The sequence below is a fragment of the Streptomyces sp. RB17 genome, from assembly GCF_009604455.1.
Classification (GTDB): domain Bacteria; phylum Actinomycetota; class Actinomycetes; order Streptomycetales; family Streptomycetaceae; genus Streptomyces.
This window is the reverse complement of record NZ_WEGL01000001.1, coordinates 922,525-948,233: the sequence shown is the minus strand read 5'-3', so window position 1 is coordinate 948,233 and position 25,709 is coordinate 922,525. Positions and strand designations below refer to the sequence as shown.

The window sequence follows — 25,709 nt, the reverse complement described above, 5'->3', positions numbered from 1 at the left end:
TGTCATGACGCGAATCCATGAGAACCCCGTCGGCGCGAGCCACGCAGTGACGGTACGGGGGCTGGTCAAGCACTACGGCGAGACCAAGGCGCTGGACGGTGTCGACCTGGACGTGCGCGAGGGCACCGTGATGGGCGTCCTCGGTCCGAACGGCGCCGGCAAGACCACCCTCGTGCGGATCCTGTCCACCCTGATCACCCCGGACGCCGGCCAGGCCACCGTGGCCGGCTACGACGTCGTACGGCAGCCGAGGCAGCTGCGCCGGGTCATAGGGCTCACCGGGCAGTACGCCTCCGTCGACGAGAAGCTCCCGGGCTGGGAGAACCTGTACATGATCGGCCGGCTGCTGGACCTGTCCCGGAAGGACGCCCGCGCCCGCGCCGACGAGCTGCTGGAGCGGTTCTCCCTGACGGAGGCGGCCAAGCGGCCGGCGAGCACCTACTCGGGCGGTATGCGGCGGCGACTCGATCTCGCCGCCTCGATGATCGGCCGGCCGGCCGTCCTCTACCTCGATGAGCCGACCACCGGACTCGACCCCCGTACCCGCAACGAGGTGTGGGACGAGGTGAAGGCGATGGTCGGCGACGGCGTCACCGTGCTGCTGACCACCCAGTACATGGAGGAGGCCGAACAGCTCGCCTCCGAGCTGACCGTGGTCGATCGCGGCAAGGTCATCGCCACGGGTGGGATCGAGGAGCTGAAGGCCCGCGTCGGCGGGCGCACGCTCCGGGTCCGGACCGTCGACCCGCTGCAGCTGCGCCCGCTCTCCGCGATGCTGGACGAGCTCGGCATCACCGGGCTTGCGACCACCACCGTCGACACCGAGTCCGGGACCCTGCTGGTGCCGATCCTCAGCGACGAGCAGCTGACCGCCGTGGTCGGCGCGGTCACCGCGCGCGGCATCACCATCTCCTCCATCACCACCGAACTGCCCAGCCTGGACGAGGTGTTCCTGTCGCTCACCGGCCACCGCGCCAGTGCCCCGCAGGACGCCGTGCCCGCCGACGCCCGCGAGGAGGTCGCCGTATGAGTTCCCACCCGTCGCCCGCCACCACCCTGAACGAGGCGCTTCGCGCCGCACCCGCGTTCCCGATCACTTCGACCGACACCCGCATCCCGCTGCGCGGGCACCTGCGGCACACCGGAGCCCTGCTGCGCCGCAATCTGCTCTGGATCCGCCAGGACCCGGAGTCGATGTTCGACGCGCTGCTGATGCCGGTCATCTTCACCCTGCTGTTCGTGTACGTCTTCGGCGGCTCGATCGGGAAGGCGCTGGGCGGCGGACAGCAGGCCTACGTCCAGTACGTCGTGCCCGGCCTCCTGGCCATGACCAGCCTGTCCATGGCCCAGGGCGTCGGCACCGGCTTCAACCAGGACTTCAACAGCGGGGTCATGGACCGCTTCCGGTCCCTGCCGATCGGACGCGGCTCCGTGCTCTTCGCGAAGATCGCGGTGGAGCTGGCCCGGATGCTGATCGCGACGGCCGTGCTGTTGGTCGTCGGTGTCCTGGTGGGCTTCGACATCACCCACTGGGCCGGGCTGTTCGCCGCCGTGGGTCTGGCGACCCTCTTCGCCTCGTCCATCATGTGGGTGTTCCTGACCCTCGGTGTGATCATGAAGAACGCACAGTCCGTGCAGGCGATGGGCTTTCTGACGCTGTTCCCGCTCCAGTTCGGCTCGTCGATCTTCGCGCCGACGAACTCGATGCCGGGCTGGCTGCGCCGCTTCACCGACTACAACCCGATGTCGGGCCTGGCCGACGCCGCACGCGGGCTGATGAACGGCGGACCGATCGCGCACGGCCTGTGGGTGACACTGGCCTGGTCGGTGGGCATCACCGTGGTCATGGCGCCGGTGGCCATCCACAAGTTCCGTACGAAGAGCTGACACCCCCGGTGTCACACCAGGGCGGTGGCCTCCGCGAGGGAGAGGCCACCGCCCTCGGCGTACGCGGCCCGGTAGGCGGCGTCGTCCAGGATCTCCCGGATCCGGCTCTCGGCCATGTCCTGGCACCGGCGCTCGACTCCGGAGAGGACGTGCCCGGACGGCAGCAGGGCGTGGGCGGCGCCCAGGCAGCGGGCGGCGTCGACGGCGCGGCCGCCGGCATCGACGCGGGCGAGGGCCATCGCCGCGGTGTAGAGGCAGATGGAGAACATGTGCGGGGCGATGGCCGTGGTCAGCGGGTCCTGAGCGAGTCGCAGCGCCTGCCTGATCCCGTTCAGGGCGTCCTCGGCACAGCCGTCGAGGGCGTCCAGCCAGGCCTCCTGGGTGAGGATCATGGAGTCGAAGACGACGAAGTGCGCGATCTTGAACTCCTCGCGCAGCACCCGCAGTTGCTCACGGGCCTCGGCGGTACGGCCGGTCAGGCCGAGCCAGCAGGCGAGGAACAGCCGGGCGGCGGGCATGGCCTCGTTGAGGGATCCGTCCCTGCTCGCGACGACGTCCCGGAGCAGCTGCTCGCCGCGCTCCATGTCCCCCGCCTCCATGAGCACGCTGCCGAGGCGGGCGCGGAGGATGGCCATCTGGCCGCGGGCGCCGAGGCGTTCGGCGTGTTCGATGGCCGCCCGGTAGTCGGCGGCGGCCTCCCGGTTGGCGCCCTGGCGTTCATGGGCCTCGCCACGGGCGGACAGCGCCTCGGCGGTGCCCCAGGCGTCACCGAGGCGCCGGAAGATCTCCAGGGCCTCCTCGGCGTCACGGGTGGCGTTGCCGGCCCAGGCGGCGCGGTTGGCGAGCAGGTTGGCGCGCAACTGCAGGGCGCCGGCCAGCTCCCACTCGAAGCCGGGGGTCTCCCGGCAGGTCCGCACGCAGGCGTCGACGACCTCCCGCATCCGGTCCGCCCCGCCGCCGACCAGGATCACGGCGTAGAACCACACCATGCCGGGCGCCCGGCAGGTCTGCGGCAGCCCGGGGTGGTAGACCTGGGTGACGGCACGCAGCTTGGCCTGCGCCTCGGGGGTCTGCCAGGCGTCCAGCTCGTGGTCCATGCAGGCGAGGTGGGCGAGGTGGACGCCGCGCCGGGCCTCGGCGAGGACCTCGCCGGTGTACGGGGGCGGGTCGTCGGTGCAGCGCTGCCACACCGGCTGCGCGGGCCGGACGGGTTCGGTGAAGGGGTCGGGGCCGAGCTCCATGACCTCCCGGCACCAGTTGCGGGTCTCGATGCGCTGGTCGCGCATCTGCCAGAACCACACCAGGGACAGCACCAGGCACAGCGCCTCCTGCTCGTCCTCCGCGGCGACGGCGTGCCGCAGCGCCGTGCGCAGGTTCTCGTACTCCAGCTGGAACCGGTCGATGGCGGTGCGCTGCTCGGGGCCGCGCAGCAACGGGTCGGTGGTGCGGGCGAGTTCGCGGTAGTACGTCAGATGGGCGCGCCCGGCCTCGCTGCGGCGCCCGGCCTCGTCGAGCCGTTCGCCGGCGTACTCGGCGACGGTCTCCAGGAGCCGGTAGCGCATCCCGCCCTCGGCCCCCTCACCTGGCAAAGGTGCGGCCACCACCAGGGACTTGTCGACCAGGGAGCCGAGCGCGTCCAGGGCGACCGGCCCGCACACGGCCTCGGCGGCGGCCAGGTCGCAGCCGCCCGCGAAGACGGACAGCCGGGCGAGGACGTCCCGTTCGTCCGCGTCCAGCAGCTCCCAGGACCAGTCCACGACGGCCCGCAGGGTCTGCTGGCGGGGCAGCACGGTGCGGCTGCCGGAGGTGAGCAGCCGGAAACGGTCGTCGAGGCGGTCGGCTATCTGGCGCGGGGTCAGCATCCGCAGCCGGGCCGCCGCCAGCTCGATCGCGAGCGGGAGTCCGTCGAGCCGCCGGCAGATCTCCGCGCAGGCCTCGGGGTGGTCCTCGACACGGAATCCGGGCCGGGCCGCGGCACCCCGGTCGGCGAGCAGCCGCAGCGCGACCGGCTCCGGCAGCGGCTCCACGGGACGCACCAGCTCCCCCGGCACGCCGAGGGGTTCGCGGCTGGTGGCGAGGACGGTCAGCTGCGGGCAGCGGGCCAGCAGGCGCTCGGTGAGGTGGGCGGCGGCCTCGATCACATGCTCGCAGTTGTCCAGGACGATCAGCATCCGGCGCCGGGCGCAGTGCTCCACGATCCGTTCGAGGGGGTCGTCGTGCCGGTCGGTGACGGCGCGGATGCTCTCGGCGCCGGCACCGTGCAGCACGGTGTCGCGGGCGCCGATCGCGGTGAGCACGGCCTGCGGTACGGCCCCGGGGTCGTCCACGGGCGCCAGCTCGGCCAGCCACAGCCCGTCCGGGACGGTGTGCCGTACCGCCTCGGCGGCCTCCTGGGACAGCCGGGTCTTTCCGGCGCCGCCCGGACCGAGCAGGGTGACCAGGCGGGCGGCGGCCAGGTCGGCGCGGATGGCCTCGATGTCGGACTCCCGGCCGACGAAGGAGGTGAGCCGGGCGGGCAGATTGCCCGGAGCCGTCGGCACGGGCCTCGACGCCGGGGTTTCCTTCGCGGTCAGCAACTCGGCGTGCAGGGCCCGCAGTTCGGGCCCCGGGTCGGAGCCGAGCCGGTCCGCGAGCAGCCGTCGTACGTCCTCGTAGGCGGCGAGCGCCTGGGCCGGGCGGCCGGCGTCGCGCAGGGCGCGCAGCCGCAGCGCCTGGAGCGGCTCGTCCAGCGGGTGGTCGTCGCACAGGGCGGTCAGCTCGGGCAGCACCTGCTCGGCGTGTCCGAGGGCGAGGGCGGCGGTGTGCCGGGCACGCAGGGCGTCCAGCCGGCGGGTCTCCCAGCGGGCCGCCTCAGCGTGGTGGTCGGGCAGGTCGGCGAGGGCGGGGCCGCGCCACAGGGCGAGCGCGTCGTCCAGGACGCCGGCGGCCTTGGCGGGGTCGCCGTCGGCGAGGGCCCGCAGGCCGTCGCCGGTCAGCCGCTCGAAGCGGGTGAGGTCGACGTCGTCGGGCGCGGCGGTCAGCCGGTAGCCGCCCTCGGCGGAGGCGACGGCGTCCGCGCCGAGGGTACGGCGCAGCCGGCCGACCAGCGCCTGGAGCGCCCCGGCGGCGTCGGCGGGCGGTTCGGCGCCCCAGACCTCGTCGACGAGCACGCCCACGGGCACGGTCCGCCCGGCCCGGAGCGCGAGCACGCCCAGCAGGGCACGCAGCCGCGCCCCGCCGACCGGGACGGCCGTACCGTCGGGGCGGAGTACCTGGGTGGTGCCGAGCAGGGAAAGGCGCACGGGGTCCATTGTCCCCGGAGCGGTCACCGGTGGTCACCGGGTTGGGGCGGCGTGGCGTCGGGAACGTCCAGGGTGACGAGGGCGCCGCGGGTGCGGCGCACCCTGCCGAGGCCGTCCACCGTGCCGCGGTCCACCTCCTCGAACCACTTCGGACAGCTGTCGGAGGGCTCCAGGGTGAGGGTGCCGGGCACCGGTTCGAGGCCGCGCCCCGTGCTCCGGAACACGACTCCGTCCCGCGGCTCCACGGGTTCGGGCGCCGGGTCGGGCAGGCTGAAGCTGTACTCCTCGTGGACCAGGTCGACGGCGTGGACCCGGCCGACGGCCGGCCGGTCCGGACCGCCGTGGTTCTCCACCCACGCCCGGGCGCCGTAGCCGTGACCCTCCCGGACGCCTTCGGCGTCGTAGGCGACCAGCGGCCAGGACACCTCGTCGCCCACCGCGAAGGGTGTGCCGCAGCACTCCATCTGCCAGTTCTCGTAGAACACCCTCATTCGTGGCATCCCCCCAGGGTCCAGGAACCCGACGGCGAGCGCGAGACGTTTCCCCCGCGAGGGCGCGGCCGGTACGGTCGCACTCCGCACCGTCCCGACCGCACAGGAGCCCGCCGATGACCATCGCCTCCACCCGCCGCGGCGACCGCCGGGTCAGCCCCGTGTTCGTCGGGATCCTGGCCGTGACGGCGGTGGCGGGCTGGGCCACCTGGACGGGGTGGGCGGCACGGCCGGGCGTCCCGGTGTTCCTGTTCGTGACGGCGGCCTGGATCGTCTCCCTGTGCCTGCACGAGTACGCGCACGCGCGCACGGCCCTGCACAGCGGCGACATCACGGTCGGCGCGAAGGGCTACCTCACGCTGAACCCGCTGAAGTACACGCACGCGCTGCTGAGCATCGTGCTCCCGGTGCTCTTCGTGATCATGGGTGGGATCGGTCTGCCCGGCGGCGCGGTGTTCATCGAGCGCGGCCGGATCCGGGGCCGCTGGCGGCACAGCCTGGTCTCGGCGGCGGGCCCGCTGACGAACGCGCTGTTCGCGGCGGTGTGCACGGCCCCCTTCTGGCTGCACGCGCTGGACGGCGTACCGAGCGACTTCCGGTTCGCGCTCGCCTTCCTGGCCCTGCTGCAGGTGACGGCGGCGATCCTGAACTTCCTGCCGGTGCCCGGCCTGGACGGCTACGGAGTGATCGAGCCCTGGCTGTCGTCCAAGGTCAAGCGGCAGGTGCAGCCGTTCGCGCCGTTCGGCCTGCTGTTCGTGTTCGCGCTGCTGTGGCTGCCGTCGGTCAACGGGCCGTTCTTCGACATGATCGACGCGATCCTGCGCGGACTGGGGGTCAGCGACACGGACGTCTCGTTCGGCTGGAGCCTGTACCGCTTCTGGGCCTAGGCCGCCCGGTCGCGCTTGATGTAGTACCAGGTCATGTTGGACGTCAGGCCCGCCAGCAACACCCAGACGATCCCCAGCCAGCTGCCCTGGACGAACGAGACGACGGCGGCGGCCACGGAGAGGACGCAGACGACGAGGGCGTAGAGGGCGATGCGGGGCATGGGGTCGGCTCCTGTCGGGGACACTGCTCGGAACTGCTTCGCCGACCAGTGTCCCCCATCGCTCAGACGTCGGTGATGCGGAGCCCGGCGTGTGCCTTGTAGCGGCGGTTGACGGAGATCAGGTTCGCGACCAGCGACTCGACCTGGTGGGCGTTGCGCAGCCGCCCGGCGAAGACGCCGCGCATGCCGGGGATGCGCCCGGCGAGGGCCTGCACGATCTCGACGTCGGCCCGCTCCTCTCCGAGCACCATGACATCGGTGTCGATCTGCTCGATCTCCGGGTCCTGGAGCAGCACGGCCGACAGGTGGTGGAAGGCGGCGGTGACCCGGGAGTCCGGCAGCAGGGCGGCGGCCTGCTCGGCGGCGCTGCCCTCCTCGGGCCGGATCGCGTAGGCGCCCTTCTTGTCGAAGCCGAGCGGGTTGACGCAGTCCACGACGAGCTTTCCGGCCAGTTCGTCGCGCAGGGCCTTCAGGGTGTCGCCGTGGCCGTCCCACGGTACGGCGACGACGACGATGTCGCTGCGGCGCGCGGCCTCGGCGTTGTCGGCGCCCTCGACGCCGTGACCGCATTCCTGGGCGGCGGCGTGGGCGCGGTCGGCGGAGCGGGAGCCGATGATCACCTTCTGGCCGGACCGGGCGAGCCGGTAGGCGAGGCCCTTGCCCTGCGGTCCGGTGCCGCCGAGCACGCCGACGACGTGTCCGGAGACGTCGGGCAGGTCCCAGGGGTCTTTGGCGGGGGCCTTGGCAGGGGTCTGTGCACTGTCGGTAGTGGTCATGGTGCGAGCCTACGTCCGTGGCCCTTGCGGCACGCTCAAGCGAGGCGGCGCACGGGCACCCGGCGGAAGGTGATGGTCTCGTTGGCGCTGAAGTCGCCGGTCTCGTAGAGGAGTCCCACCGTGTCCCGGTCGACGCGGACCAGGTCGGAGTAGGCGGCGGGCAGCCCGTCGACGGTGAACGCCGGGCGCCAGGTGGTGCCGCCGTCGGCGGAGGCGCGGATCGTCATCAGGGCGCGGAAGGCGGGGTCGGCGGGGCCGGAGCAGAGGAGCAGGTCCGGGTCTCGGAGTTGCAGGACCGAGGCCTCGCAGACGGGTGCGGTCAGCCCCGCCTGGGGCCGGAAGGGTGTGACGAGCGTCCTCCCGCCGTCCTCGGAATGGGCGTCGGCGCGGTTGCCGGGCGAGGGAGAGTCGTTGCGGGTGTTGAAGTAGACGCGCCCGTCGGACAGTTCGGCGGCGGTGGTCTCGTTGACGTTGATGTACCCGTCGGTGTTCTCGTCGACGTACCCGAGGTACCAGGACTCTCCGCGGTCGTCGCTGAGCAGGCAGTGGCCGCTGTTGTACCGCGGTTCGGCGCCGGTGTCGGTGCCGGTGGGCGGCAGGGTGTGGTTGGCGGGGACGAGGACCCGGCCGGTGCTCAGCTGGAGGGCGTGGCCGGGGGTGGTGGCGTACCAGCGCCAGCCGGGCCTCTTCACCTGCGCGGTGATCTCCCGGGGCGCGGACCAGGTCGCCCCCTCGTCGTCACTGTGCTGCACCCACACCCGCCGCCCGTCCGCGTCCGGCACCTGGCCGCGCAGGATCGCGGCCTCGGTGGCGCCGGCGGCGGCCCGGATGTGCACGAGCAGGACGCGGCCGGTGTCGAGGACGACGGGGGCGGGGTTTCCGGCGAGGTCGTCGCCGTTGCTCGCGGCGACCTGGAGCGGCCCCCAGGTGCGTCCGCCGTCCGTGGACCGCTTGAGCACGATGCCGATGTGCCCGTGGTCGGCGGCGGAGGTGACGCGGCCCTCGCAGAAGGCGAGCAGTGTGCCCGCCTCGGTGGCGACGACGGCCGGGATCCGGAAGCCGGCATAGCCCTCGTGTCCGGCACGGAAGGGGACGGTGACGTCGGTCATGGGGCGGCTCCTCGGGGCTGGGGGGAGGGGGAACCGGTTCGTAAGGCGACGGGTGCGTACGGCGACGGGTGCGTACGGCGACCGGTTCGTACGGAGATCTGTTCGCACGGAGATCTGTTCGCACGGTGACCGGTGCATGTCCCCGGGGCGGGCGAATTCCGGGTGAACTCCGCGTCACGAGTGACCGGTTGCGGCAGGATGCGGGCGCATGGACGCCGTACGGGTCGCGTTGCTGCGGGAAGTGCTCGCCGGGACCGAGTGGCTGGGGGCCACCCGGAGATTCGCGGGGGCGCTGCGCGGGTCGGTGGTGGCGCACGGGGGCGGGTTGTTGCTGGTGGGCACGCCGGAGTACGAGCCGTGGCATCTGGCGGCGCATCTGGTGGACGAGGCCGCGTGGTCCGGGACGCCCGAGCTGGCCCCGACCCTGGTACGGCATGACGCGCGCCCCTCCGACCCGGCTCACCTGGCCGTGGGACCGGGCCGGATCGAGGCGGCGCGGCGGGGTGAGACCCTGCTGGTCGTGGCCCCCTCGGAGCCCGCGCCGCTGCTCGAGCGTGTCCACTCGGCCCGGCGGGCCGGGGTGACGGTCCTGGCCCTCGGCCCGGCTGACGGCGACCTCGCGGCGCTGGCCCACGACACGCTGGCCGTACCCCAGGGGGCGGAGCTGGACCTGGACACCGTCCAGCACCTGGTCAGCGCGGCGGCGGGTGAGAACGGTGGCGGTGTCTCTCCGAGGGTTCGACGGGGGTTCCGGGACCGTCTCTCTCGGCTCGCGGAGGCTTTGACGGCACCGCCGCCGACCCCTTGGTGACGTGGCGCCCGGGAAAAGCAGTTGCCCGGTGATCTCGGGCAGCCGAACATGCCTGAAGTGACCCCCGCTCTCCTCCCCGATCTCTCCCCCTGGAAGGCCTCCGCGGACTTCCGCCGGCTCTGGAAGTCGGGGCTGATCAGCAACTTCGGCAGCTTCCTCACCTTCGTCGCGCTGCCGGTCCAGCTGAAGGACCTCACCGGGTCCGCGGCAGCGGTCGGAGCGATCGGCGCCGTAGAGCTGCTGCCGCTCATCGTGTGCGGCCTGTACGGCGGTGCCCTCGCCGACGCGCTCGACAAGCGGAAGCTCATCGTGTGGACGGAGGCCGGGCAGGGCGTGCTGAGCGCGGCCCTGCTGCTCAACGCCCTGCTCCCGCACCCGGCCGTCTGGCCGCTGTACGCCGTCGCCGCCCTCTCCTCCGCCCTGGTCTCCGTCCAGCGCCCGGCGCTCGACTCCCTGTGGCCCCGGATCGTCGCCCACGCCGACATGCCCGCCGCGGCCTCGCTGAACTCCCTGCGCTGGACCGTCGGCGGAGTCGCGGGACCGGCGCTCGCCGGCGTCGTCGTCGCCTACGCGGGCCTCGGCTGGGCGTACGCCGCGGACCTGCTGACCTTCGTCGTCTCGCTGGCGTACATCGTCCGGATCGCCCCCTCCCCCGCCTCCCACGAGGCGGCGAAGCCCTCCCTGAGCGCCATCCTGGAAGGCGCCCGGTACGCGTGGAGCCGCAAGGAACTCCTCGGCACCTACGTCGTCGACCTCGCGGCGATGTTCCTGGCCATGCCGCTCGCGGTGCTGCCGTTCCTCGCCGACGAGCTGCACGCCGACTGGGCGCTCGGGCTGATGTACGCGAGCGTCCCGGCCGGGGCGATGCTGGTGAGCCTGACCAGCGGCTGGGCGTCGCGGATCCACCGGCACGGGCTGATGGTGGTGCTGTCGGCGGCCGGCTGGGGCCTGGCGGTCGCGGCGGCAGGCCTGTGCGGGAACGTGTGGCTGGTCCTGGTCTTCCTGACCGTCGGCGGCGGCTTCGACATGGTCAGCGGGATCTTCCGGGCCGCGATGTGGAACCAGACCATCCCGGACGAGCTGCGCGGCCGGCTCGCCGGGATCGAGCTGCTGTCCTACTCGGTCGGCCCCCAGCTCGGCCAGGTCCGGGCGGGAGGCATGGCCGCCTGGGCGGGCGTACGGACCTCCGTCGTCTCCGGCGGGCTGGCGTGCGCGGGCGCCATGGGGCTGCTCGCCCTGTGCCTGCCGGGACTCATGAAGTACGACGTCCGCACCAACGAGCACGCGGTCCGGATGCGCGAGCAGCGCGCCGCCGCCGTATCCACGGAGGTGTGATCACTCCTCGTCGCCGCTTCCGCCGGCCGGCGCGTCGTGCCAGCGCGGGTCGTTCTCCCACTGCAGGTTGCGCTCGGCGGCGGTCTCCATGGCGTGCTGGGCCTCCTGCGGGGAGGCGTACGGCCCGAACCGGTCCTTGCCCGGGCAGTCCGGGCCCTCCTCGACCTTCTTGTGCTCCAGGCAGTAGTACCACTCGCCGGGCTTACCGACGGTGCGCTTCTTGAACAGGGGCATGAACAGCTCCTCTCGCCAACGACATGGTGCCCCATGTCGGCTGGATAGACTCGCTGTCATGTCTGGCCAGTCGCTGCTCGTACCGGGGGAGCTGTCCCCCACCCGTTCCGTCCCCGGAAACATCCGCCGCCCGGAGTACGTCGGCAAGCCCGCGCCGGCGCCGTACACCGGTCCGGAGGTGCAGAGCCCCGAGACCATCGAGGCGATGCGGACCGCCGGCCGTATCGCCGCGCAGGCGATGGAGGAGGCCGCGAGGATCATCGCGCCGGGGGTCACCACGGACCGGCTGGACAAGGTCGCGCACGAGTACATGTGCGACCACGGGGCCTACCCCTCCACGCTCGGCTACCGCGGCTTCCCCAAGTCCCTGTGCACCTCCGTCAACGAGGTCATCTGCCACGGCATCCCGGACTCGACGGTCCTCAGGGACGGCGACATCGTCAACCTGGACGTGACGGCGTACATCGGCGGGGTGCACGGCGACAACAACGCCACCTATCTGGTCGGGGACGTGGACGAGGAGTCCCGGCTGCTGGTGGAGCGGACCCGGGAGGCGCTGAACCGGGCGATCAAGGCGGTCAGGCCGGGCCGGCAGATCAATGTCATCGGCCGTGTCATCGAGTCGTACGCCAAGCGGTTCGGCTACGGAGTCGTCCGTGACTTCACCGGCCACGGCATCAGCTCCTCCTTCCACTCGGGGCTGATCATCCCGCACTACGACAGCCCGCACGCGACGACGGTCATGCAGCCGGGCATGACGTTCACGATCGAGCCGATGCTGACGCTGGGCACCCACGAGTACGACATGTGGGAGGACGGCTGGACGGTCGTGACGAGGGACCGCAAGCGGACCGCCCAGTTCGAGCACACGCTGGTGGTGACGGAGACCGGCGCGGACATCCTGACCCTGCCGTAACGCCGCGCTCGCTCCGGCCACGACCGCACGGCCCGCCCTCTGCGAGGGCGGGCTTTCTCTTGTAGACTTTTACCGACACGATGTCGGCAAGATGCAGGGGACGGCCACATGGACTCCTTCTCGACCCTCATCCGTACCGCGTCCCATGAGGCACACAGGGAGGCGGAGACATCGGCGTTCATGAGCGACCTGCTCGGCGGCCGGCTGGGCGTGGCCGCCTACGCGCGCTACACCGAGCAGTTGTGGTTCGTGTACGAGGCGCTGGAGAGCGGCGCCGGACGACTGGCGGCTGATCCGGTCGCGGGACCGTTCGTCCGGCCCGAACTGTTCCGGCTGGCCGCGCTGGAGCGGGATCTGGCGCATCTGCGGGGGCCGGGGTGGCGGGCTGGGCTGAGCGCGCTGCCCGCCACGCGAGAGTACGCGGACCGGGTCCGCGAGTGCACCGAGCACTGGCCCGGCGGCTATGTCGCCCACCACTACACCCGCTACCTGGGCGACCTGTCCGGCGGCCAGGTCATCCGCGACCGGGCGGAGAAGACCTGGGGATTCACGAGGAAGGGCGACGGCGTCCGCTTCTACGTCTTCGAGGGCGTCTCCAACCCGGCTTCGTTCAAGCGGAGTTACCGCGCGCTGCTGGACGACATGCGGGTGGACGAGCTGGAGAAGCAGCGGATCGTGGCCGAGTGCAAGCGGGCCTTCGCGCTGAACACCGCCGTGTTCCGGGCGCTCGGGGACGAGTTCCCGCTGAGCGCCTAGCGTTCGGAGCGGTCAGCGCTCCAGGAACACCCGCCCCCCGACCTCCACCCAGCCCTCCGGCTGGGGTGCCGTCAGGATCTGGGAGCCGCCGCCCTGGGTGATGTTGAGGGCGCGGCCCAGTCGGTCGGTGAGGAGGAGGGCGGCGGCGCCGGTGGCCTCGTCCTCGTCGATGCCGTCGTTCCGGCCGGGGAAGGCGCGGGCGCGGATCCGGCCGGCCGCCTCGTCCTCCCAGGCCCAGGCGTAGATCCACTCGCCGGGCGGCGGCACATCGAGCGCGTCGACCTCGGCGGCGCTCGCGTACTGGCGCAGGGTGCGCGGCGGCGCCCACTCCGCGCGCGCCTCGATCCAGCTGAACTCGCCGTCCAAGCGGGCGCCGACGACCCCGGCGGGCGTGACCAGTTCGGGCACGTCGAGCAGCCAGGCGGTGCCGACGCAGGGGTGACCGGCGAAGGGCAGGCGCAGGGTGGGGGTGTAGATGTCGATCACGCCGCGCTCGGGGTCGTCCACGAACACGGTCTCGCTGAAGCCGAGTTTGGCCGCCAGCTCCTGCCGGTCGCTCCGCTCGGGCAGTACCGAGCCGTCGCGGACGACACCGAGTTCGTTGCCGTAGCCGCCGTCGGGTCCGCAGAAGACGCGGAGTACGTCGTAGTCAGTCACGGGGGAATTGAAACATCGCGGCGGCCGCGAGCGCGTCCCAGGCGGGGGCGCCGCCGGGGAGGGGCCAGGAGCGGGTGCGCGCCGGCTCGTAGGGCAGCGAGGACAGGGTGTCGGCGTAGGCCCGCAGCATGGTCTCCCGCTGCCGCTCGATGCCGGGGGCGGCGGGGCGGGCAGCGAGTCGTTCCAGCCGTGCCTCGTGCGAGTCGGTCACCTCGTCGGCGGTGTGACGCCAGTCCTCCTCTTCCGGCACCCGGGTGAGCACCACACACGGCGGGGTCAGCCCCTCCGCGAGCGCCGCCACGGCCCGGTCGTGCCCGTCGAGGAGCAGCCAGCCGTCGAGGGCGGTGACCCACCACAGCAGAACCGGCGCCAGGGTGCCGTCACGGGCGTGCTTGCGGTAGGCCTTCACCCGAGGCGCGTCCTCCGGCGAGAGCGGACGCAGGGGTACGACGCCGTGCCAGCCGGCAGCGGACCAGTCGAGGTGGCAGTGGGGCCACGCACGCACGAAGTCCTCGCCGTGCCAGACGTACGGCGGGAAGGCGGAGCGCGCTCCGAGGAGCCAGCGGGAGTCGTGCAACGGCCCTTCGCGGGCTTCCGCCAGCCATCCGGCGTACGTGTGGACCCAGTTGGCGGGGTTGCGCATCAGCGCCGAACCGATCGGCGGGAGCGGCGGGCGGTAGCCGTCGTACCGGCTGACGTACACGCCCTGGTTCCACTCCTCGACCCGGCCCAGCAGGACAGCGCGCTCACTCTGCCGCAGCAGCATCCGGCCGCCGTCGGCCACTTCGAAGCGGAGCGGCGGCGGCCCCGGACATCCCCGCACGTCGAGCACCAGGGCCCCGGCCCCCAGCAACTCCCTGCGCGCGTTTCCCACGCCGGTCAGCCTCTCACCGCCGGCTCGGTCAGCGCACGCGCCCGAGGTGGATGACGGTCACGCGGATGTGCCGGTCGCTGTTGAGACCTGAATCACGACCCCGAAGGGTAGGAGGAAGGTAAGGCTCAGGTAAGTTAGGGCAGCCTCACCAAACCAGACCTACCAGGAGCCCGCATGCGAGCCGTCCGACTGACCGTCACCGCCGCCACCACCGTGGCCGCTCTGACCGCCCTCACGGCCTGCACCGCGAAGAGCGATGCCAAGGGCGGCGGCGCGATCCAGGTCACCGCGGCCGACTCCACGTGCGACACCTCGGCCAAGTCGGTACCGGCCGGCCAGGTCACGCTGAAGATAGAGAACAAGGGTGCCAAGGCCACCGAGGTCGAGATCCTGTTCCCGGACGACCGGATCGTCTCCGAGAAGGAGAACATCGGACCGGGGACCAAGTACACGCTGACCGCCGAGGTGAAGGCAGGCTCGTACGAGATCGCCTGCCGCCCGGGCATGAAGGGGCACGGCGTCCGGCAGAGGCTCACCGTCACCGGTGGCGGCAGCAGCGCCGAGCGGGACCCGAGGCTGGACAAGGCCGTCGCCGAGTACCGCCAGTACGCCCAGGACCAGGCCGACGAGACGCTGCCGCGGGTCGAGAGTTTCGCCCAGGCGGTCAAGGACGGCGACCTGGACGCCGCGAAGAAGGCCTACGGCCTCTCCCGCCTGGGCTGGGAGCGCACCGAGCCGGTCGCCGAGTCCTTCGGTGACATCGATCCGAAGGTCGACGTCCGCGAGGACGGCCTGGAGGACGGCCAGAAGTGGACCGGCTGGCACCGGCTGGAGAAGGCCCTCTGGCAGGACAAGAAGACCGGCGCCGAGGAGAAGGCGCTCGCCGGCCGGCTGGTGACCGACCTGAAGGACTGGCAGAAGCGGGTCGGCAAGGCCGAGATCACCCCGACCTCCATGGCCAACGGCGCCAAGGAACTGCTGGACGAGGTCGCCACCGGCAAGGTCACCGGCGAGGAGGACCGCTACGCGCACACCGACCTGGTCGACTTCAAGGGCAACGTCGAGGGCGCCCAGAAGGCGTACGAGCTGCTGAAGCCGGTCGCCGCCGAGAACGACCCGGCGCTGACCGAGGAACTGGACAAGCAGTTCGCCGCGCTGAACGCGCTGCTGGACACCTACCGCTCCGGCAAGGACTCCTACGGCTTCGTCTCCTACGACAAGGTCACCGAGGACCGGCGCAAGGAGCTGTCGGACGCGGTGAACGCGCTCGCCGAGCCGCTGTCCAAGCTCGCCGCCGCGGTGGTGAAGTAGCCATGACCGGCCACACCAACGACAGCGGTCCGTCGCGCCGTGCGCTGATCGGCTGGGGCGGTGCCGGGCTCGCGCTCGGCGCCGCCGTAGCCGGTGGGGCCGTGGCGATGACCGGGGCGGGCGACGACGCGGACCCGGTGGCGGCCGAGACCGGCGCCGCGGTGCAGTTCCACGGCGCCCACCAGGCCGGTATCGCCACCCCGGTGCAGGACCGGCTGCATTTCGCCGCGTTCGACGTGAAGACCGACGACCGCGAAGAGTTCGTCCGGATGCTGAAGGACTGGACGGCGGCGGCCCGGCGGATGACCGCCGGAAAACCCGTCGGCGAGGGCGCCTTCGACGGGCTCGCGGAGGCCCCGCCGGACGACACCGGCGAGGCGATGGGCCTCAAGCCGTCGCGGCTGACCCTGACCATCGGCTTCGGGCCGTCGCTGTTCGACAGGTTCGGGCTGCGGGACCGGCGGCCCGAGGCCCTGGTCGACCTGCCCACGTTCCCGGGTGACAACCTGGAGAAGGCCCGCACCGGCGGCGACCTGTGCATCCAGGCCTGCGCCGACGACCCGCAGGCCGCCGTGCACGCCATCCGCAACCTCGCCCGCATCGGCTTCGGCAAGGTCGCCGTGCGCTGGTCCCAGCTGGGCTTCGGCAAGACCTCCTCGACCACCCCGGACGCGCAGACCCCGCGCAACCTCTTCGGGTTCAAGGACGGCACCCGCAACATCGCGGGCACCGAGACCGACCGGTTGAAGAAGTTCGTCTGGGTCGGCGACGGGGACGCCGGCGACAAGGACGCCTGGATGGCCGGTGGGTCGTACCTCGTCGCCCGGCGCATCCGCATGAACATCGAGACCTGGGACCGGACCTCGCTGCAGGAGCAGGAGGACGTGTTCGGGCGGGACAAGCGCGAGGGCGCCCCGGTCGGCAAGGCCGAGGAGCACGACGCGCCGTTCCTGAAGGCGATGAAACCGGACGCGCATGTGCGCCTCGCGCACCCGGACGCGAACAACGGGATCACCATCCTTCGCCGGGGCTACTCCTTCACCGACGGCACCGACGGCCTCGGCCGCCTCGACGCCGGCCTGTTCTTCCTGGCCTACCAGCGCGACGTGCGCGAGGGGTTCATCCCGCTGCAGCGCAGGCTGTCCGCGCACGACGCCCTCAACGAATACATCCAGCACGTGGGTTCGGCGCTCTTCGCGATACCGCCCGGCGTCCGGGACGCGGACGACTGGTGGGGCCGCCCGCTGTTCTCCAAGGAGGCCTAGCCCGTGTTCTCCAACTACCTGATCGGCCTGCGCGAGGGTCTCGAGGCGTCGCTCGTCGTCTGCATCCTGATCGCCTACCTCGTCAAGACCGGCCGCCGGGACGCCCTGAAGCCGATCTGGATCGGCATCGGCATCGCGATCGCCCTCGCGATGGGCTTCGGCTGCGCCCTCGAATTCGGCTCCCAGGAGCTGACGTTCGAGGCGCAGGAGGCGCTCGGCGGCTCCCTGTCGATCGTCGCCGTGGGCCTCGTGACCTGGATGGTGTTCTGGATGCGGCGCACCGCCCGGCACCTGAGGTCGGAGCTGCACGGCAGGCTGGACGCTGCCCTCGCCATGGGCACGGGCGCGCTGGTCGCCACCGCCTTCCTCGCCGTCGGCCGGGAGGGCCTGGAGACCGCGTTGTTCGTGTGGGCGTCGGTGCACGCGGCGTCCGACGGCACCCCGCGCCCGCTGATCGGCGTGGCGCTGGGCCTCGCCACGGCCGTCCTGCTCGGCTGGCTGTTCTACCGGGGCGCCCTGAGGATCAACCTGGCGAAGTTCTTCACCTGGACCGGCGGCATGCTGGTGGTGGTCGCGGCCGGCGTCCTCGCCTACGGCTTCCACGACCTGCAGGAGGCCGACTGGCTCCCGGGCCTGACGCACCTTGCCTTCGACATCAGCGACACCATCCCGCCGGACAGCTGGTACGGCACGCTGCTGAAGGGCGTGTTCAACTTCCAGCCCGACCCGACCGTCCTCCAGATCACGGTGTGGCTGCTGTACCTGGTCCCGACGCTCGCGATCTTCCTCGCCCCGGTAGGGTTCGCCTCCGGGAAGGGGAAGGTGAAGGGACCCGATGAGCAGGGAACGCAGCCCGCGCAGGCTCCGCAGGCGTGACCGGAACGCACTCATAGCGGCCTCGCTGACCGCTTTGTCGCTGACGGCGAGCGGATGCGTGGTGGTGCACGGGGAGCGCGAGGTGCTCCCCGCCGCCACCCGCGCCGAGGCCGCCAAGGCGCTCACCGCGTTCACGACCGCGTACAACAAGGCCGACAAGGCCTACGACAACTCCCTGGACGCGCCCTACCTCACCGGCCCGTTCGGCGACATCACGGCCGCGCGGCTGAAGGCCGGGCACGCCAACAGCCCCTCGGGCAACCCGAACCACGTGCCGCTGAAGCTGACGGACGTGAAGATCACGATCCCTGAGAAGGCGGGCTGGCCGCGCTGGTTCGTCGCCGACGCGCAGGGCAACAAGACCGGCACGGTCCGCTGGCTGATGGTGTTCACCCGGGGCGACCTCGGCGAGCGCTGGCGGGTGGCGTACGTCACCCTCGTGGCGCCCGGCGCCGTACCGGAGTTCAAGACCGACAAGGACGGCTGGGCCGAGGCGGTACCGGCCGGCTCCCGGCAGCTCGCCGTCGCCCCGGGGAAGCTGGGCCGGGAGTACACGACGTACCTGAAGAAGGGCGGTCAGACCTTCGCCGACGGCAGGTACACCAGCGTCGAACGCGCCGACCGGGCCAAGCGGGCCCGTAAGCCGGGCCTGGTCACCCAGTTCATCGACGGGTCGCTGGCGAACGGCGGCTACGCACCGCTGGCGCTGCGCACGGCGGACGGCGGGGCGCTCGTGTTCTTCACCACCCACCACTACGAGAAGCAGACCGCCGCCACCGGCACGACGGTGCCCACCCAGAGCAAGGACGTCCAGGCCCTGACCGAGGGCGAGGTGAGACAGTCCCTGACGCTGGAGTTCATGTCGGCGGAAGTCGCCCTCGACCCGGCGGGAAGCGGCAAGGTGTCAGTGCTGGGAAGAGTGCCGGGGCTGACTTCTGCACAAGGGGAGTGATCCGCGCCCGGCATCCCCTGGCGCGCTCAGTGCCGCAACGGCCAGGCTGCCCCATGTTGGTCGGTGCCGGCGCCGGCGTGTCGCGCACACGCGTCCGTGAGCACCTCCAGCAGACTCAGGGGATCCGGCAACGCGTGCTCCGGCCCCCGCACCCACCGCACCCGCTGCTCGTCACCGGGCAGCCGGGCCGGCGGCACCAGCACGTACGACCCCCGGCAATGCCAGCGCAGCCCCGGATGCTCGTCCATGGTCTCGGGGTGGCAGTCCAGCTCGCACGGCCACCACTCGTCCTCGTCCTCGGGGGTGCCGCGGGTGAGGGTGAAGAACAGCATGCGGCCGTCGTCGCTCTCGGCGACGGGCCCCACCTCGACACCGGAGGAGAGCAGCCGCTCCAGGGCCTCCCGCCCGGCTTCCAGGGGGACGTCGAGCACGTCGTGGACCATGCCGGTCGCGGTGATGAAGTTGGCCTGCGGCTGGTGCCGGGCCCAGCGTTCGATCTGCGCGCGGTCGGTGGTGGACTGCGTCTGCCAGGCGAACGACACCGGGTGCCGGGCCGGGGTGGGACAGCCGACGCGGTCGCAGGAACAGCGGTAGCCGGGGGCGGGGTGCGCGGCGGGGGCGAGCGGCAGGCCCGCGGCGGCGGCGGCGAGCAGCAGGGTCTCCCGGCCCCCGTCGTCGGCGGCCTCCTTCGGGCGGCGTCCGAGCAGCCACTGGGAGAGTTTGCCCTGCCGGCCGGACCGGCCGCCGAACGTCGCGCTCATCTATCCCCTCAGTCTGGTGGTCGCCTCGCTGGTGTGCGGACAGTGTGCCTTATCGTCCCGTCTTCGTGCGCTTCGGGGTGGCTGGGGGTGCGATTCCGTGCAGTGCGTACTCGACCAGGGTGTCCGTGTAGTCGTACGAGATCGGTCCCGTCCGTTGCAGCCAGCGCTGCGCGAGCGGCGAGACGAACAGCTCCAGGGCGATACGGGGATCGACGCCGGCCCGTACGTCCCCGGCGTCCTGTGCGGCGCGCAGCCGGTCGACGTACAGCTGGAGCTGGGGTTCGAGGAGCTTGGCGACGAACTCGCGGCCGAGCGGCTCGTTGACCACGCCCTCGGCGGCCAGCGCCCGGGAGGGCACCTCGAAACGTGGGTCGAGGAGCTGGTCCACGGTGATCCGCAGCACCGCCTTGAGGTCGGCGGCCAGGTCACCGGTGTCCGGGATGACGTACGGCTCCTGGCCCGCTTCCCGTGCCGCCTGCGCGGAGAGGTCGAGGAACGCCTCCAGCAGCACGTCCGCCTTGGAGGACCACCAGCGGTAGATCGTCTGCTTGCCGACGCCGGCCCGCGCGGCGATCCCCTCGACGGTGGTCTTCGGGTAGCCGACCTCGCCGACCAGCGCGAGGGCGGCGGCGTAGATCGCTCTGCGGGACTTCTCGCTGCGGCGGGCGGCGTCGGGAGACGGCTTCTTGACCATGAGACGACGCTAACAAGCCACGGCGGCTACGCGGGTGGCTCCTCCGAGGAGTCCTGCGGCGGCCATGGGTCTCCCCACTCGGCGTCCCGGGCCGCCTTGTAGAGGGGGCCGTGCCGCTTGGTGACCGTCGTGCGGCTCAGCTGCTCGTCGGCCTCGCACAGGTCCAGGAGCACCTGGCCCTTGCGGATCTGCGGGCGCCGGATCACCCGGGAGGGGGCCGGCGCGGCGGGCAGGCGGGTCGCGGCGACGTACGAGAATTTCTCGTCCTCGTACGGCAGGCTGCCGCCCTTGACCTGGCGGTGCAGGGAGGAGCGGGCCACCCGGGCGGAGAAGTGGCACCAGTCCGTGCCGGGCTCGATGGGGCACGCGGCGCTGTGCGGGCAGGGGGCGACGATGTGCAGTCCGGCGCGGATCAGGTGGTCGCGGGCCTCGATGACGCGGGCGTAGCCGGCCGGGGTGCCGGCCTCCACGATCACCACGGCCCGGGCGGCGGCCGCGGCGGCGTCGACGAGGGCGGCGCGGTCGGGCTCGGAGAGCTCGTTGAGGACGTACGACACCGTGACGAGGTCGGTGTCGTCCAGGGTGAGGTCGGCACCGATCCGGGCGCGCTGCCAGCGGGCGCCGCGCAGGTCCGGGTTGGCGGCGGCGATCTCCCGGCCGAGGGCGAGGGCGGGCTCGGCCCAGTCCAGCACGGTGACGCTGCGCTCGCCGGGCCAGGTCGCGGTGACGGCCCAGGTGGCGGCGCCGGTGCCGCCGCCGAGGTCGACGTGGCTGCGGGGCGTCCAGTCGGGGACGGCCTGTGCGAACGCCTCCAGCGCCGAGTGGACCGCTTCGAAGGTGGCCGGCATGCGGTAGGCGGCATAGGCGGCCACGTCGGCACGGTCGCGGAGGATCGGGGTGTGGGTGGGGGTGTCGCCCCGGTAGTTGGCGATGAGCCGGTCGACGGCGCCTGCGGCTTGGGTGGGCGGGAGCCCGGCGAGAAGCTCCGCGAGGGTGCTACGGAGGGTGTCGTTCACCTGGCGATTGTATGGCTGGGCGGGGTCGTGCCGGGCTGGGGGCTCCGCCCCCAGATCCCCGGTTCCCCACCCGTCCGCCGGTCCGGCTCGGTCGGCCGGCAGGTGGGGGTCAGATCACCGCCCTCGCCAGATGCGTCGCCAGTCTCGCCCTCGGGGCGCTGTTCGACGGTCTGCGCCGCGGGTGGACCGTGTTGGCCAGCAGTACCAGGAACGTGTCCGTCCTCGGGTCCACGACCAGGGACGTACCGGTGAAGCCCGTGTGGCCCGCCGCCCCGTTGCCCGCGAGTTCGCCCATGAACCCGGGCTGGTCGACGGCGAAGCCCAGCCCCGGCGGGGTGAGCAGGAGCTCGACGAAGTCGGGGCCGAGGATGCGGGCGGGGCCGTAGGAGCCGCCGGCGAGCAGGGTGCGGCAGAAGACGGCCAGGTCGCGGGCGGTGGAGAACAGGCCCGCGTGCCCGGCGACCCCGCCGAGCGCGAAGGCGTTCTCGTCGTGGACCACGCCCCGCAGCATCCCCCGGTCCGCCTTGGCCCAGGGGCGCCGCTGGTCCTCGGTGGCGGCCGCCCCGGGGCAGGGCCCGAAGCAGGTCGCCGTCATGCCGAGCGGGCGGGTGATGCCGTCCTGGACGAGGACGTCGAGGGCACGGCCGGTGATGCGCTCCAGCACGGACTGGAGCAGGAGCATGTTCAGGTCCGAGTACAGATGGCGGCCCGGCTCACCCGTGGGGGGCTCGGCGCGCAGCAGGGCCAGTCGGCTCGCGTCGTCCGGGCAGTCGTACAGCGGCAGCTCGGGGCGCAGCCCGGAGGTGTGGGTGAGCAGCTGCCGCACGGTGATGCCGTGTGCGGCGGCGGCGTGGAAGTCGGGCAGGTAGTCGCCGACCCGGGCGTCCATGCCGAGCGTGCCGCGCTCGATCTGCTGCACGGCGGCGACGGAGGTGAACAGCTTGGTGAGGGACGCGAGGTCGAAGGGCGTGTCGACGGTGGCCGGGACCCGGGCGGCGGGCGGCAGTTCGACACCGGTGTCGGTCTCGGGGTCGTAGGCGGAGTAGCGGACGGCCCAGCCCGTGGCCTCGGCCACGGCGATCACGGGTCCGCGTGCGGCCAGCACGACGGCGCCGGCCGCCCAGGGGCGGTCTCCGGCGGTGAGGGCGTGCACCTCGCCGACCAGGTGCCCGAGTTCCACCGGGTCGAGCCCGGCGCGTTCCGGTGTGTCGGCGCGCAGTCTCGGTGCGCTCAGTTCTCGTCTCCCTCCGACCCCGCACGTGTGTTCCCACGTGTGTTCCAGGGACGGCACATTCCCATGAAGCAGGCCGCCGCGACCAGTGCTCCCGCCAGTTGGACCACCGCCATGGGTACGGCGGTGTGCTCTCCGGCGACGCCGACGAGCGGTGAGGCGACCGCTCCGACGAGGAAGGAGGAGGTGCCGAGCAGCGCGGAGGCGGAGCCGGCGGCGTGCCGGGTGCGCAGCAGGGCGAGGGACTGGGCGTTGGGGAGGGTGATGCCCATGGCGGACATGAGGACGAAGAGCGCGGCGGCGATCGGCGGCAGACCGACCTGGCCGAGGACGCCGGTGGCCATCAGCAGCAGGGCGCTCGCGGCGAGCACGATCACCGCGAGGCCGCAGGCCAGCACCTTCTCCAGGGCGACCCGCCCGACCAGCAGCTTGCCGTTGACCTGCCCGGCGACCACCAGGCCGACCGAGTTGAGGCCGAACAGCAGGCTGAAGGTCTGCGGGGAAGCGCCGTAGATCTCCTGGATGACGAAGGGGGAGGCGCTCACATAGGCGAACAGCGCGGCGAAGGCGAAGCCGCCGGCCAGCATGTAGCCGGTGAAGGGGAGATCGGCGAGCAGGGTGCGCATGGAGCGCAGGGCGTGTCCCACTCCCCCGCTGTGTCTGTGCGCGGCAGGCAGGGTCTCGGGCAGCCGCAGCCAGACCAGCGCGGTGAGCAGGACGCCGACCGCCGTGAGGACCACGAAGACGCCCCGCCAGTCCGTCACCCGCAGGATCTGGCCGCCGATCAGCGGCGCCACGATCGGGGCGGCTCCCGATATCAGCATCAGGGTGGAGAAGAAGCGGGCCATGGCCACGCCGTCGTAGAGGTCGCGTACGACGGCCCGGGCGATGACGACCCCGGCGGAGCCGGCGAGGCCCTGCAGCAGGCGCACGGCGATCAGCGTCTCGGCGTTCGGGGCGAGGGCGCACAGGGCGGTCGCGAGGAGGTAGCCGGCGAGGCCGGCCAGCAGCGGGCGGCGGCGGCCCCAGCGGTCGCTCATCGGGCCGATGACCAGCTGCCCGAGGGCCAGCCCGGCCATGCAGGCGGTGAGGGTGAGCTGGACGGTGACGGCTGGGGCGTGCAGGGAGCGGGTGACCTCGGGCAGGGACGGGAGGTACATGTCCATCGCGAGCGGTGTGGTCGCGGTGAGGCCGCCGAGGAGGAGGGTGACGAGCAGGCCGGTGCGGTGGGTGGCGGCGGACAGCGGGGACGGGGTCGAGTGCTGGGTGTCCGGTGTCGGTGCCGCCGCATGCTCGGTCATGTGTCCCTCCCTGTTTCAACCAACCGGCACCTATGCTCTCAGCTCGTACACACTGCCGGGGCACACATGACCGAGGGCGGGGCGATGGTGGAGCAGAAGGTGCGCTGGGGGATTCTCGCGACGGGCGGGATCGCGGCGGCGTTCGCGGCGGACCTGGTGGATCTGCCGGACGCGGAGATCGTGGCGGTGGCCTCGCGGCGCCGGGAGTCGGCGGAGGCGTTCGGGGAGCGGTTCGGGGCGGCGCGGGCGTACGGCGACTGGGAGTCGCTGGCGGCGGATCCGGACATCGATGTCGTGTACGTCGCCACTCCGCACGCGGCGCACCGCGCGGCGGCCGGGCTGTGCCTGGAGGCGGGGCGGAACGTGCTGTGCGAGAAGCCGTTCACGCTGAACCTGCGCGAGACGGAGGAACTCGTCGCGCTGGCCCGCGAGCACGACCGCTTCCTGATGGAGGCCATGTGGATGTACTGCAACCCGCTGGTCCGGCGGTTGAAGGCGCTGGTGGACGACGGGGCGATCGGCGAGGTCCGCACCGTGCAGGCCGACTTCGGCCTCGCCGGTCCCTTCCCGCCGGCGCACCGGCTGCGGGATCCGGCCCTCGGCGGCGGGGCGCTGCTGGACCTCGGTGTGTACCCGGTGTCGTTCGCGCAGCTGCTGCTGGGTGAGCCGGACGCGGTCACGGCGAGCGCGCTGCTGTCGCCGGAGGGCGTCGACCTGCAGACGGGCGCGGTGCTGTCCTGGGAGAGCGGGGGGATGGCCGCGCTGCACTGCTCGATCGTCGGCGGTACGGGCGGCACGGCCTCGGTGACCGGGTCGCGCGGCCGGATCGACGTGCCGTCCGGCTTCTTCCACCCGGAGCGGTTCGTGCTGCGCCGCGACGGGAGTGAACCCGAGGAGTTCGCCGCCGACCCGGCCGACGGTCCGCGCACCACCCTGCGCCACGAGGCGATCGAGGTGATGCGGGCCCTGCGGGCGGGCGAGAAGGAGTCGCCGCTGGTGCCGCTGGAGGGTTCGCTGGCGGTGATGCGCACGCTGGACGCGGTTCGGGAGCGGATCGGGGTGCGGTATCCGGGAGAGGCGGGCGTGGGCGCGGCCGCCGTCGCGGGGTAGCCACCACTCTCGGACAACCGTATGGCGGACATGGCATTCCGCATGGCGGACTTGCCGCCTACGCTGCGGTGCCATGACTGACAGGCAATCGAAGATCGCGGTGGTGACCGGCGCCGGTTCCGGCATCGGGCGGGCCGTCGCCGTGGAACTGCTGCGGGCCGGCTGGTCGGTGGCGATGGCCGGCCGGCGCACCGAGACGCTCGCAAAGACCGCGGCTCTGGTGCCGGAGGGCACCTCCCTCGCCGTACGCACCGACGTGTCGCGGCCCGAGGACGTGGACGCGCTGTTCGCGGCGACCGTGGACCGGTTCGGCCGGGTGGACCTGCTGTTCAACAACGCGGGGACCTTCGGGCCCGGCGGGGTCCCGGTCGAGGAACTGTCGTACGACGCCTGGCGGCACGTGGTGGACACCAACCTCAACGGGGCGTTCCTGTGCGCCCGGGCAGCGTACCGGCGGATGAAGGAGCAGGATCCGCAGGGCGGCCGGATCATCAACAACGGCTCCATCTCGGCCCACACGCCCCGCCCGCTCTCGGTCGCCTACACCGCGACCAAGCACGCCCTGACCGGCCTCACCAAGTCGCTGTCCCTGGACGGGCGGCCGTACCGCATCGCCGTCGGGCAGATCGACATCGGCAACGCGGCGACCGACATGACGGCCCGGATGGAGACCGGCGCGCTGCAGGCGAACGGTGAGGTGGTCCCGGAGCCGGTGATGGACGTGGCCGACGTGGCGCGGACCGTGCGGCACATGGCCGAGCTGCCGCTGGAGGCGAACGTGCAGTTCGCGACGGTGCTGGCGACGGCGATGCCGTACATCGGGCGGGGCTGAGGGACCGGGCTGGACCCGACCCCAAGCGGAATTCGAACATCCGCGGTATTGCGGCGCATCCAGCCTATATGCTCAACTCTCCTTCACGAGAGCTTCACAGTTGGAGCTAGTGGATTCCGCGGCCAACACCGAGGGGGAGGCGACGGCCGTTCCACCGGGCCGGAGTTGGGGGTGGACCTCGCCAC

The 25,709-nt window shown here is 72.4% G+C and carries 26 protein-coding genes; 13 read left to right on the top strand and 13 right to left on the bottom strand.

What is annotated here, in order from left to right; genetic code table 11:
* Positions 1-4: 4 nt before the first annotated feature.
* Together SRB17_RS04390 and SRB17_RS04385 are read left to right on the top strand one after the other, a co-directional pair.
* Positions 5-1,030, top strand: coding sequence for an ATP-binding cassette domain-containing protein (locus tag SRB17_RS04390; protein WP_153534701.1), 1,026 nt, complete (start codon positions 5-7; stop codon positions 1,028-1,030).
* Positions 1,027-1,887 (top strand): ABC transporter permease, encoded by an 861-nt coding sequence (locus SRB17_RS04385; RefSeq protein ID WP_153534699.1) that lies wholly within the window; start codon positions 1,027-1,029, stop codon positions 1,885-1,887. Before SRB17_RS04390 ends, SRB17_RS04385 begins: the two co-directional genes overlap by 4 nt.
* A gap of 11 nt (positions 1,888-1,898) precedes the next feature.
* Here SRB17_RS04385 and SRB17_RS04380 read toward each other — a convergent pair whose 3' ends face one another.
* A complete protein-coding gene (locus tag SRB17_RS04380; protein WP_153534697.1) occupies positions 1,899-5,177 on the bottom strand; it encodes a BTAD domain-containing putative transcriptional regulator in 3,279 nt (1,092 codons plus the stop codon).
* Positions 5,178-5,191: 14 nt separating this feature from the next.
* Complete coding sequence (locus SRB17_RS04375) at positions 5,192-5,668, bottom strand: DUF6578 domain-containing protein (RefSeq protein WP_153534695.1); 477 nt, start codon at positions 5,666-5,668, stop codon at positions 5,192-5,194.
* 107 nt (positions 5,669-5,775) lie between these two features.
* Between SRB17_RS04375 and SRB17_RS04370 the strand changes: the two genes are divergently transcribed.
* Positions 5,776-6,546: a site-2 protease family protein gene (locus SRB17_RS04370; protein ID WP_153534693.1), complete on the top strand. Its 771-nt coding sequence runs from the start codon at positions 5,776-5,778 to the stop codon at positions 6,544-6,546.
* Here the strand turns inward: SRB17_RS04370 and SRB17_RS45315 are convergent.
* From SRB17_RS45315 to SRB17_RS04360, 3 genes are all read right to left on the bottom strand, one after another.
* The gene (locus SRB17_RS45315; RefSeq protein WP_194293896.1) at positions 6,543-6,707 is read right to left on the bottom strand and encodes a hypothetical protein; all 165 of its coding nucleotides are present in this window, start codon (positions 6,705-6,707) and stop codon (positions 6,543-6,545) included. The two genes, SRB17_RS04370 and SRB17_RS45315, sit on opposite strands and share 4 nt — an antisense overlap.
* Positions 6,708-6,769: 62 nt before the next feature.
* Positions 6,770-7,483, bottom strand: a complete 714-nt coding sequence (gene npdG / locus SRB17_RS04365) for an NADPH-dependent F420 reductase (protein ID WP_153534691.1) — start codon at positions 7,481-7,483, stop codon at positions 6,770-6,772.
* 35 nt (positions 7,484-7,518) lie between these two features.
* Positions 7,519-8,592 carry a sialidase family protein gene (locus SRB17_RS04360; RefSeq protein WP_153534689.1) on the bottom strand — a complete coding sequence of 358 codons (1,074 nt, stop codon included), beginning with the start codon at positions 8,590-8,592 and terminating at the stop codon, positions 7,519-7,521.
* Positions 8,593-8,800: 208 nt separating this feature from the next.
* On the opposite strand from SRB17_RS04360, the gene SRB17_RS04355 reads away from it, so the two are divergent.
* Both SRB17_RS04355 and SRB17_RS04350 read left to right on the top strand, forming a co-directional pair.
* The gene (locus tag SRB17_RS04355; RefSeq protein ID WP_153534687.1) at positions 8,801-9,403 is read left to right on the top strand and encodes a hypothetical protein; all 603 of its coding nucleotides are present in this window, start codon (positions 8,801-8,803) and stop codon (positions 9,401-9,403) included.
* A 48-nt stretch (positions 9,404-9,451) separates the two neighbouring features.
* Positions 9,452-10,738 carry an MFS transporter gene (locus SRB17_RS04350; protein WP_153534685.1) on the top strand — a complete coding sequence of 429 codons (1,287 nt, stop codon included), beginning with the start codon at positions 9,452-9,454 and terminating at the stop codon, positions 10,736-10,738.
* On the opposite strand, the gene SRB17_RS04345 is transcribed toward SRB17_RS04350, so the two are convergent.
* Positions 10,739-10,972, bottom strand: coding sequence for a hypothetical protein (locus tag SRB17_RS04345; RefSeq protein ID WP_153534683.1), 234 nt, complete (start codon positions 10,970-10,972; stop codon positions 10,739-10,741).
* A 58-nt stretch (positions 10,973-11,030) separates the two neighbouring features.
* Here SRB17_RS04345 and map point away from each other — a divergent pair, with 58 nt between their 5' ends.
* Positions 11,031-11,888 carry a type I methionyl aminopeptidase gene (gene map, locus SRB17_RS04340; RefSeq protein ID WP_153534681.1) on the top strand — a complete coding sequence of 286 codons (858 nt, stop codon included), beginning with the start codon at positions 11,031-11,033 and terminating at the stop codon, positions 11,886-11,888.
* 108 nt (positions 11,889-11,996) lie between these two features.
* Positions 11,997-12,644: a heme oxygenase (biliverdin-producing) gene (locus SRB17_RS04335; RefSeq protein ID WP_153534679.1), complete on the top strand. Its 648-nt coding sequence runs from the start codon at positions 11,997-11,999 to the stop codon at positions 12,642-12,644.
* A gap of 12 nt (positions 12,645-12,656) precedes the next feature.
* Here the strand turns inward: SRB17_RS04335 and SRB17_RS04330 are convergent, their stop codons facing one another.
* Both SRB17_RS04330 and SRB17_RS04325 read right to left on the bottom strand, forming a co-directional pair.
* Positions 12,657-13,301, bottom strand: a complete 645-nt coding sequence (locus tag SRB17_RS04330; RefSeq protein ID WP_323374957.1) for a PhzF family phenazine biosynthesis protein — start codon at positions 13,299-13,301, stop codon at positions 12,657-12,659.
* On the bottom strand, positions 13,294-14,175 hold the full coding sequence (locus tag SRB17_RS04325) for a hypothetical protein (RefSeq protein ID WP_323374956.1): 882 nt from the start codon (positions 14,173-14,175) through the stop codon (positions 13,294-13,296). Before SRB17_RS04325 ends, SRB17_RS04330 begins: the two co-directional genes overlap by 8 nt.
* A gap of 174 nt (positions 14,176-14,349) precedes the next feature.
* Between SRB17_RS04325 and efeO the strand changes: the two genes are divergently transcribed.
* Genes efeO through SRB17_RS04305 form a run of 4 tightly spaced genes read left to right on the top strand, consistent with a single transcriptional unit; the run spans position 14,350 to position 18,579 of the window.
* Positions 14,350-15,486: an iron uptake system protein EfeO gene (gene efeO, locus SRB17_RS04320; protein WP_153534677.1), complete on the top strand. Its 1,137-nt coding sequence runs from the start codon at positions 14,350-14,352 to the stop codon at positions 15,484-15,486.
* A 2-nt stretch (positions 15,487-15,488) separates the two neighbouring features.
* Positions 15,489-16,751 (top strand): iron uptake transporter deferrochelatase/peroxidase subunit, encoded by a 1,263-nt coding sequence (gene efeB, locus SRB17_RS04315; RefSeq protein ID WP_153534675.1) that lies wholly within the window; start codon positions 15,489-15,491, stop codon positions 16,749-16,751.
* Between the two features lie 3 nt (positions 16,752-16,754).
* Positions 16,755-17,627: an iron uptake transporter permease EfeU gene (efeU, locus tag SRB17_RS04310; RefSeq protein WP_323374955.1), complete on the top strand. Its 873-nt coding sequence runs from the start codon at positions 16,755-16,757 to the stop codon at positions 17,625-17,627.
* Positions 17,587-18,579, top strand: a complete 993-nt coding sequence (locus tag SRB17_RS04305; protein ID WP_153534673.1) for a hypothetical protein — start codon at positions 17,587-17,589, stop codon at positions 18,577-18,579. Before efeU ends, SRB17_RS04305 begins: the two co-directional genes overlap by 41 nt.
* A gap of 26 nt (positions 18,580-18,605) precedes the next feature.
* On the opposite strand, the gene SRB17_RS04300 is transcribed toward SRB17_RS04305, so the two are convergent.
* From SRB17_RS04300 to SRB17_RS04280, 5 genes are all read right to left on the bottom strand, one after another.
* Positions 18,606-19,340, bottom strand: a complete 735-nt coding sequence (locus SRB17_RS04300) for a bifunctional DNA primase/polymerase (protein ID WP_153534671.1) — start codon at positions 19,338-19,340, stop codon at positions 18,606-18,608.
* Positions 19,341-19,389: 49 nt separating this feature from the next.
* Positions 19,390-20,034, bottom strand: coding sequence for a TetR/AcrR family transcriptional regulator (locus SRB17_RS04295; protein ID WP_153534669.1), 645 nt, complete (start codon positions 20,032-20,034; stop codon positions 19,390-19,392).
* Positions 20,035-20,060: 26 nt separating this feature from the next.
* The gene (locus SRB17_RS04290) at positions 20,061-21,050 is read right to left on the bottom strand and encodes a small ribosomal subunit Rsm22 family protein (protein ID WP_323374954.1); all 990 of its coding nucleotides are present in this window, start codon (positions 21,048-21,050) and stop codon (positions 20,061-20,063) included.
* 109 nt (positions 21,051-21,159) lie between these two features.
* A complete protein-coding gene (locus tag SRB17_RS04285; RefSeq protein ID WP_323374953.1) occupies positions 21,160-22,341 on the bottom strand; it encodes a serine hydrolase domain-containing protein in 1,182 nt (393 codons plus the stop codon).
* Complete coding sequence (locus SRB17_RS04280; RefSeq protein ID WP_153534665.1) at positions 22,281-23,582, bottom strand: multidrug effflux MFS transporter; 1,302 nt, start codon at positions 23,580-23,582, stop codon at positions 22,281-22,283. The genes SRB17_RS04285 and SRB17_RS04280 overlap by 61 nt, the downstream gene beginning before the upstream one ends.
* 84 nt (positions 23,583-23,666) lie before the next feature.
* On the opposite strand from SRB17_RS04280, the gene SRB17_RS04275 reads away from it, so the two are divergent.
* Together SRB17_RS04275 and SRB17_RS04270 are read left to right on the top strand one after the other, a co-directional pair.
* Positions 23,667-24,692 (top strand): Gfo/Idh/MocA family protein, encoded by a 1,026-nt coding sequence (locus tag SRB17_RS04275; RefSeq protein WP_153535751.1) that lies wholly within the window; start codon positions 23,667-23,669, stop codon positions 24,690-24,692.
* 73 nt (positions 24,693-24,765) lie between these two features.
* On the top strand, positions 24,766-25,524 hold the full coding sequence (locus SRB17_RS04270) for an SDR family oxidoreductase (protein WP_153534663.1): 759 nt from the start codon (positions 24,766-24,768) through the stop codon (positions 25,522-25,524).
* The last annotated feature ends 185 nt before the right edge of the window (positions 25,525-25,709 follow it).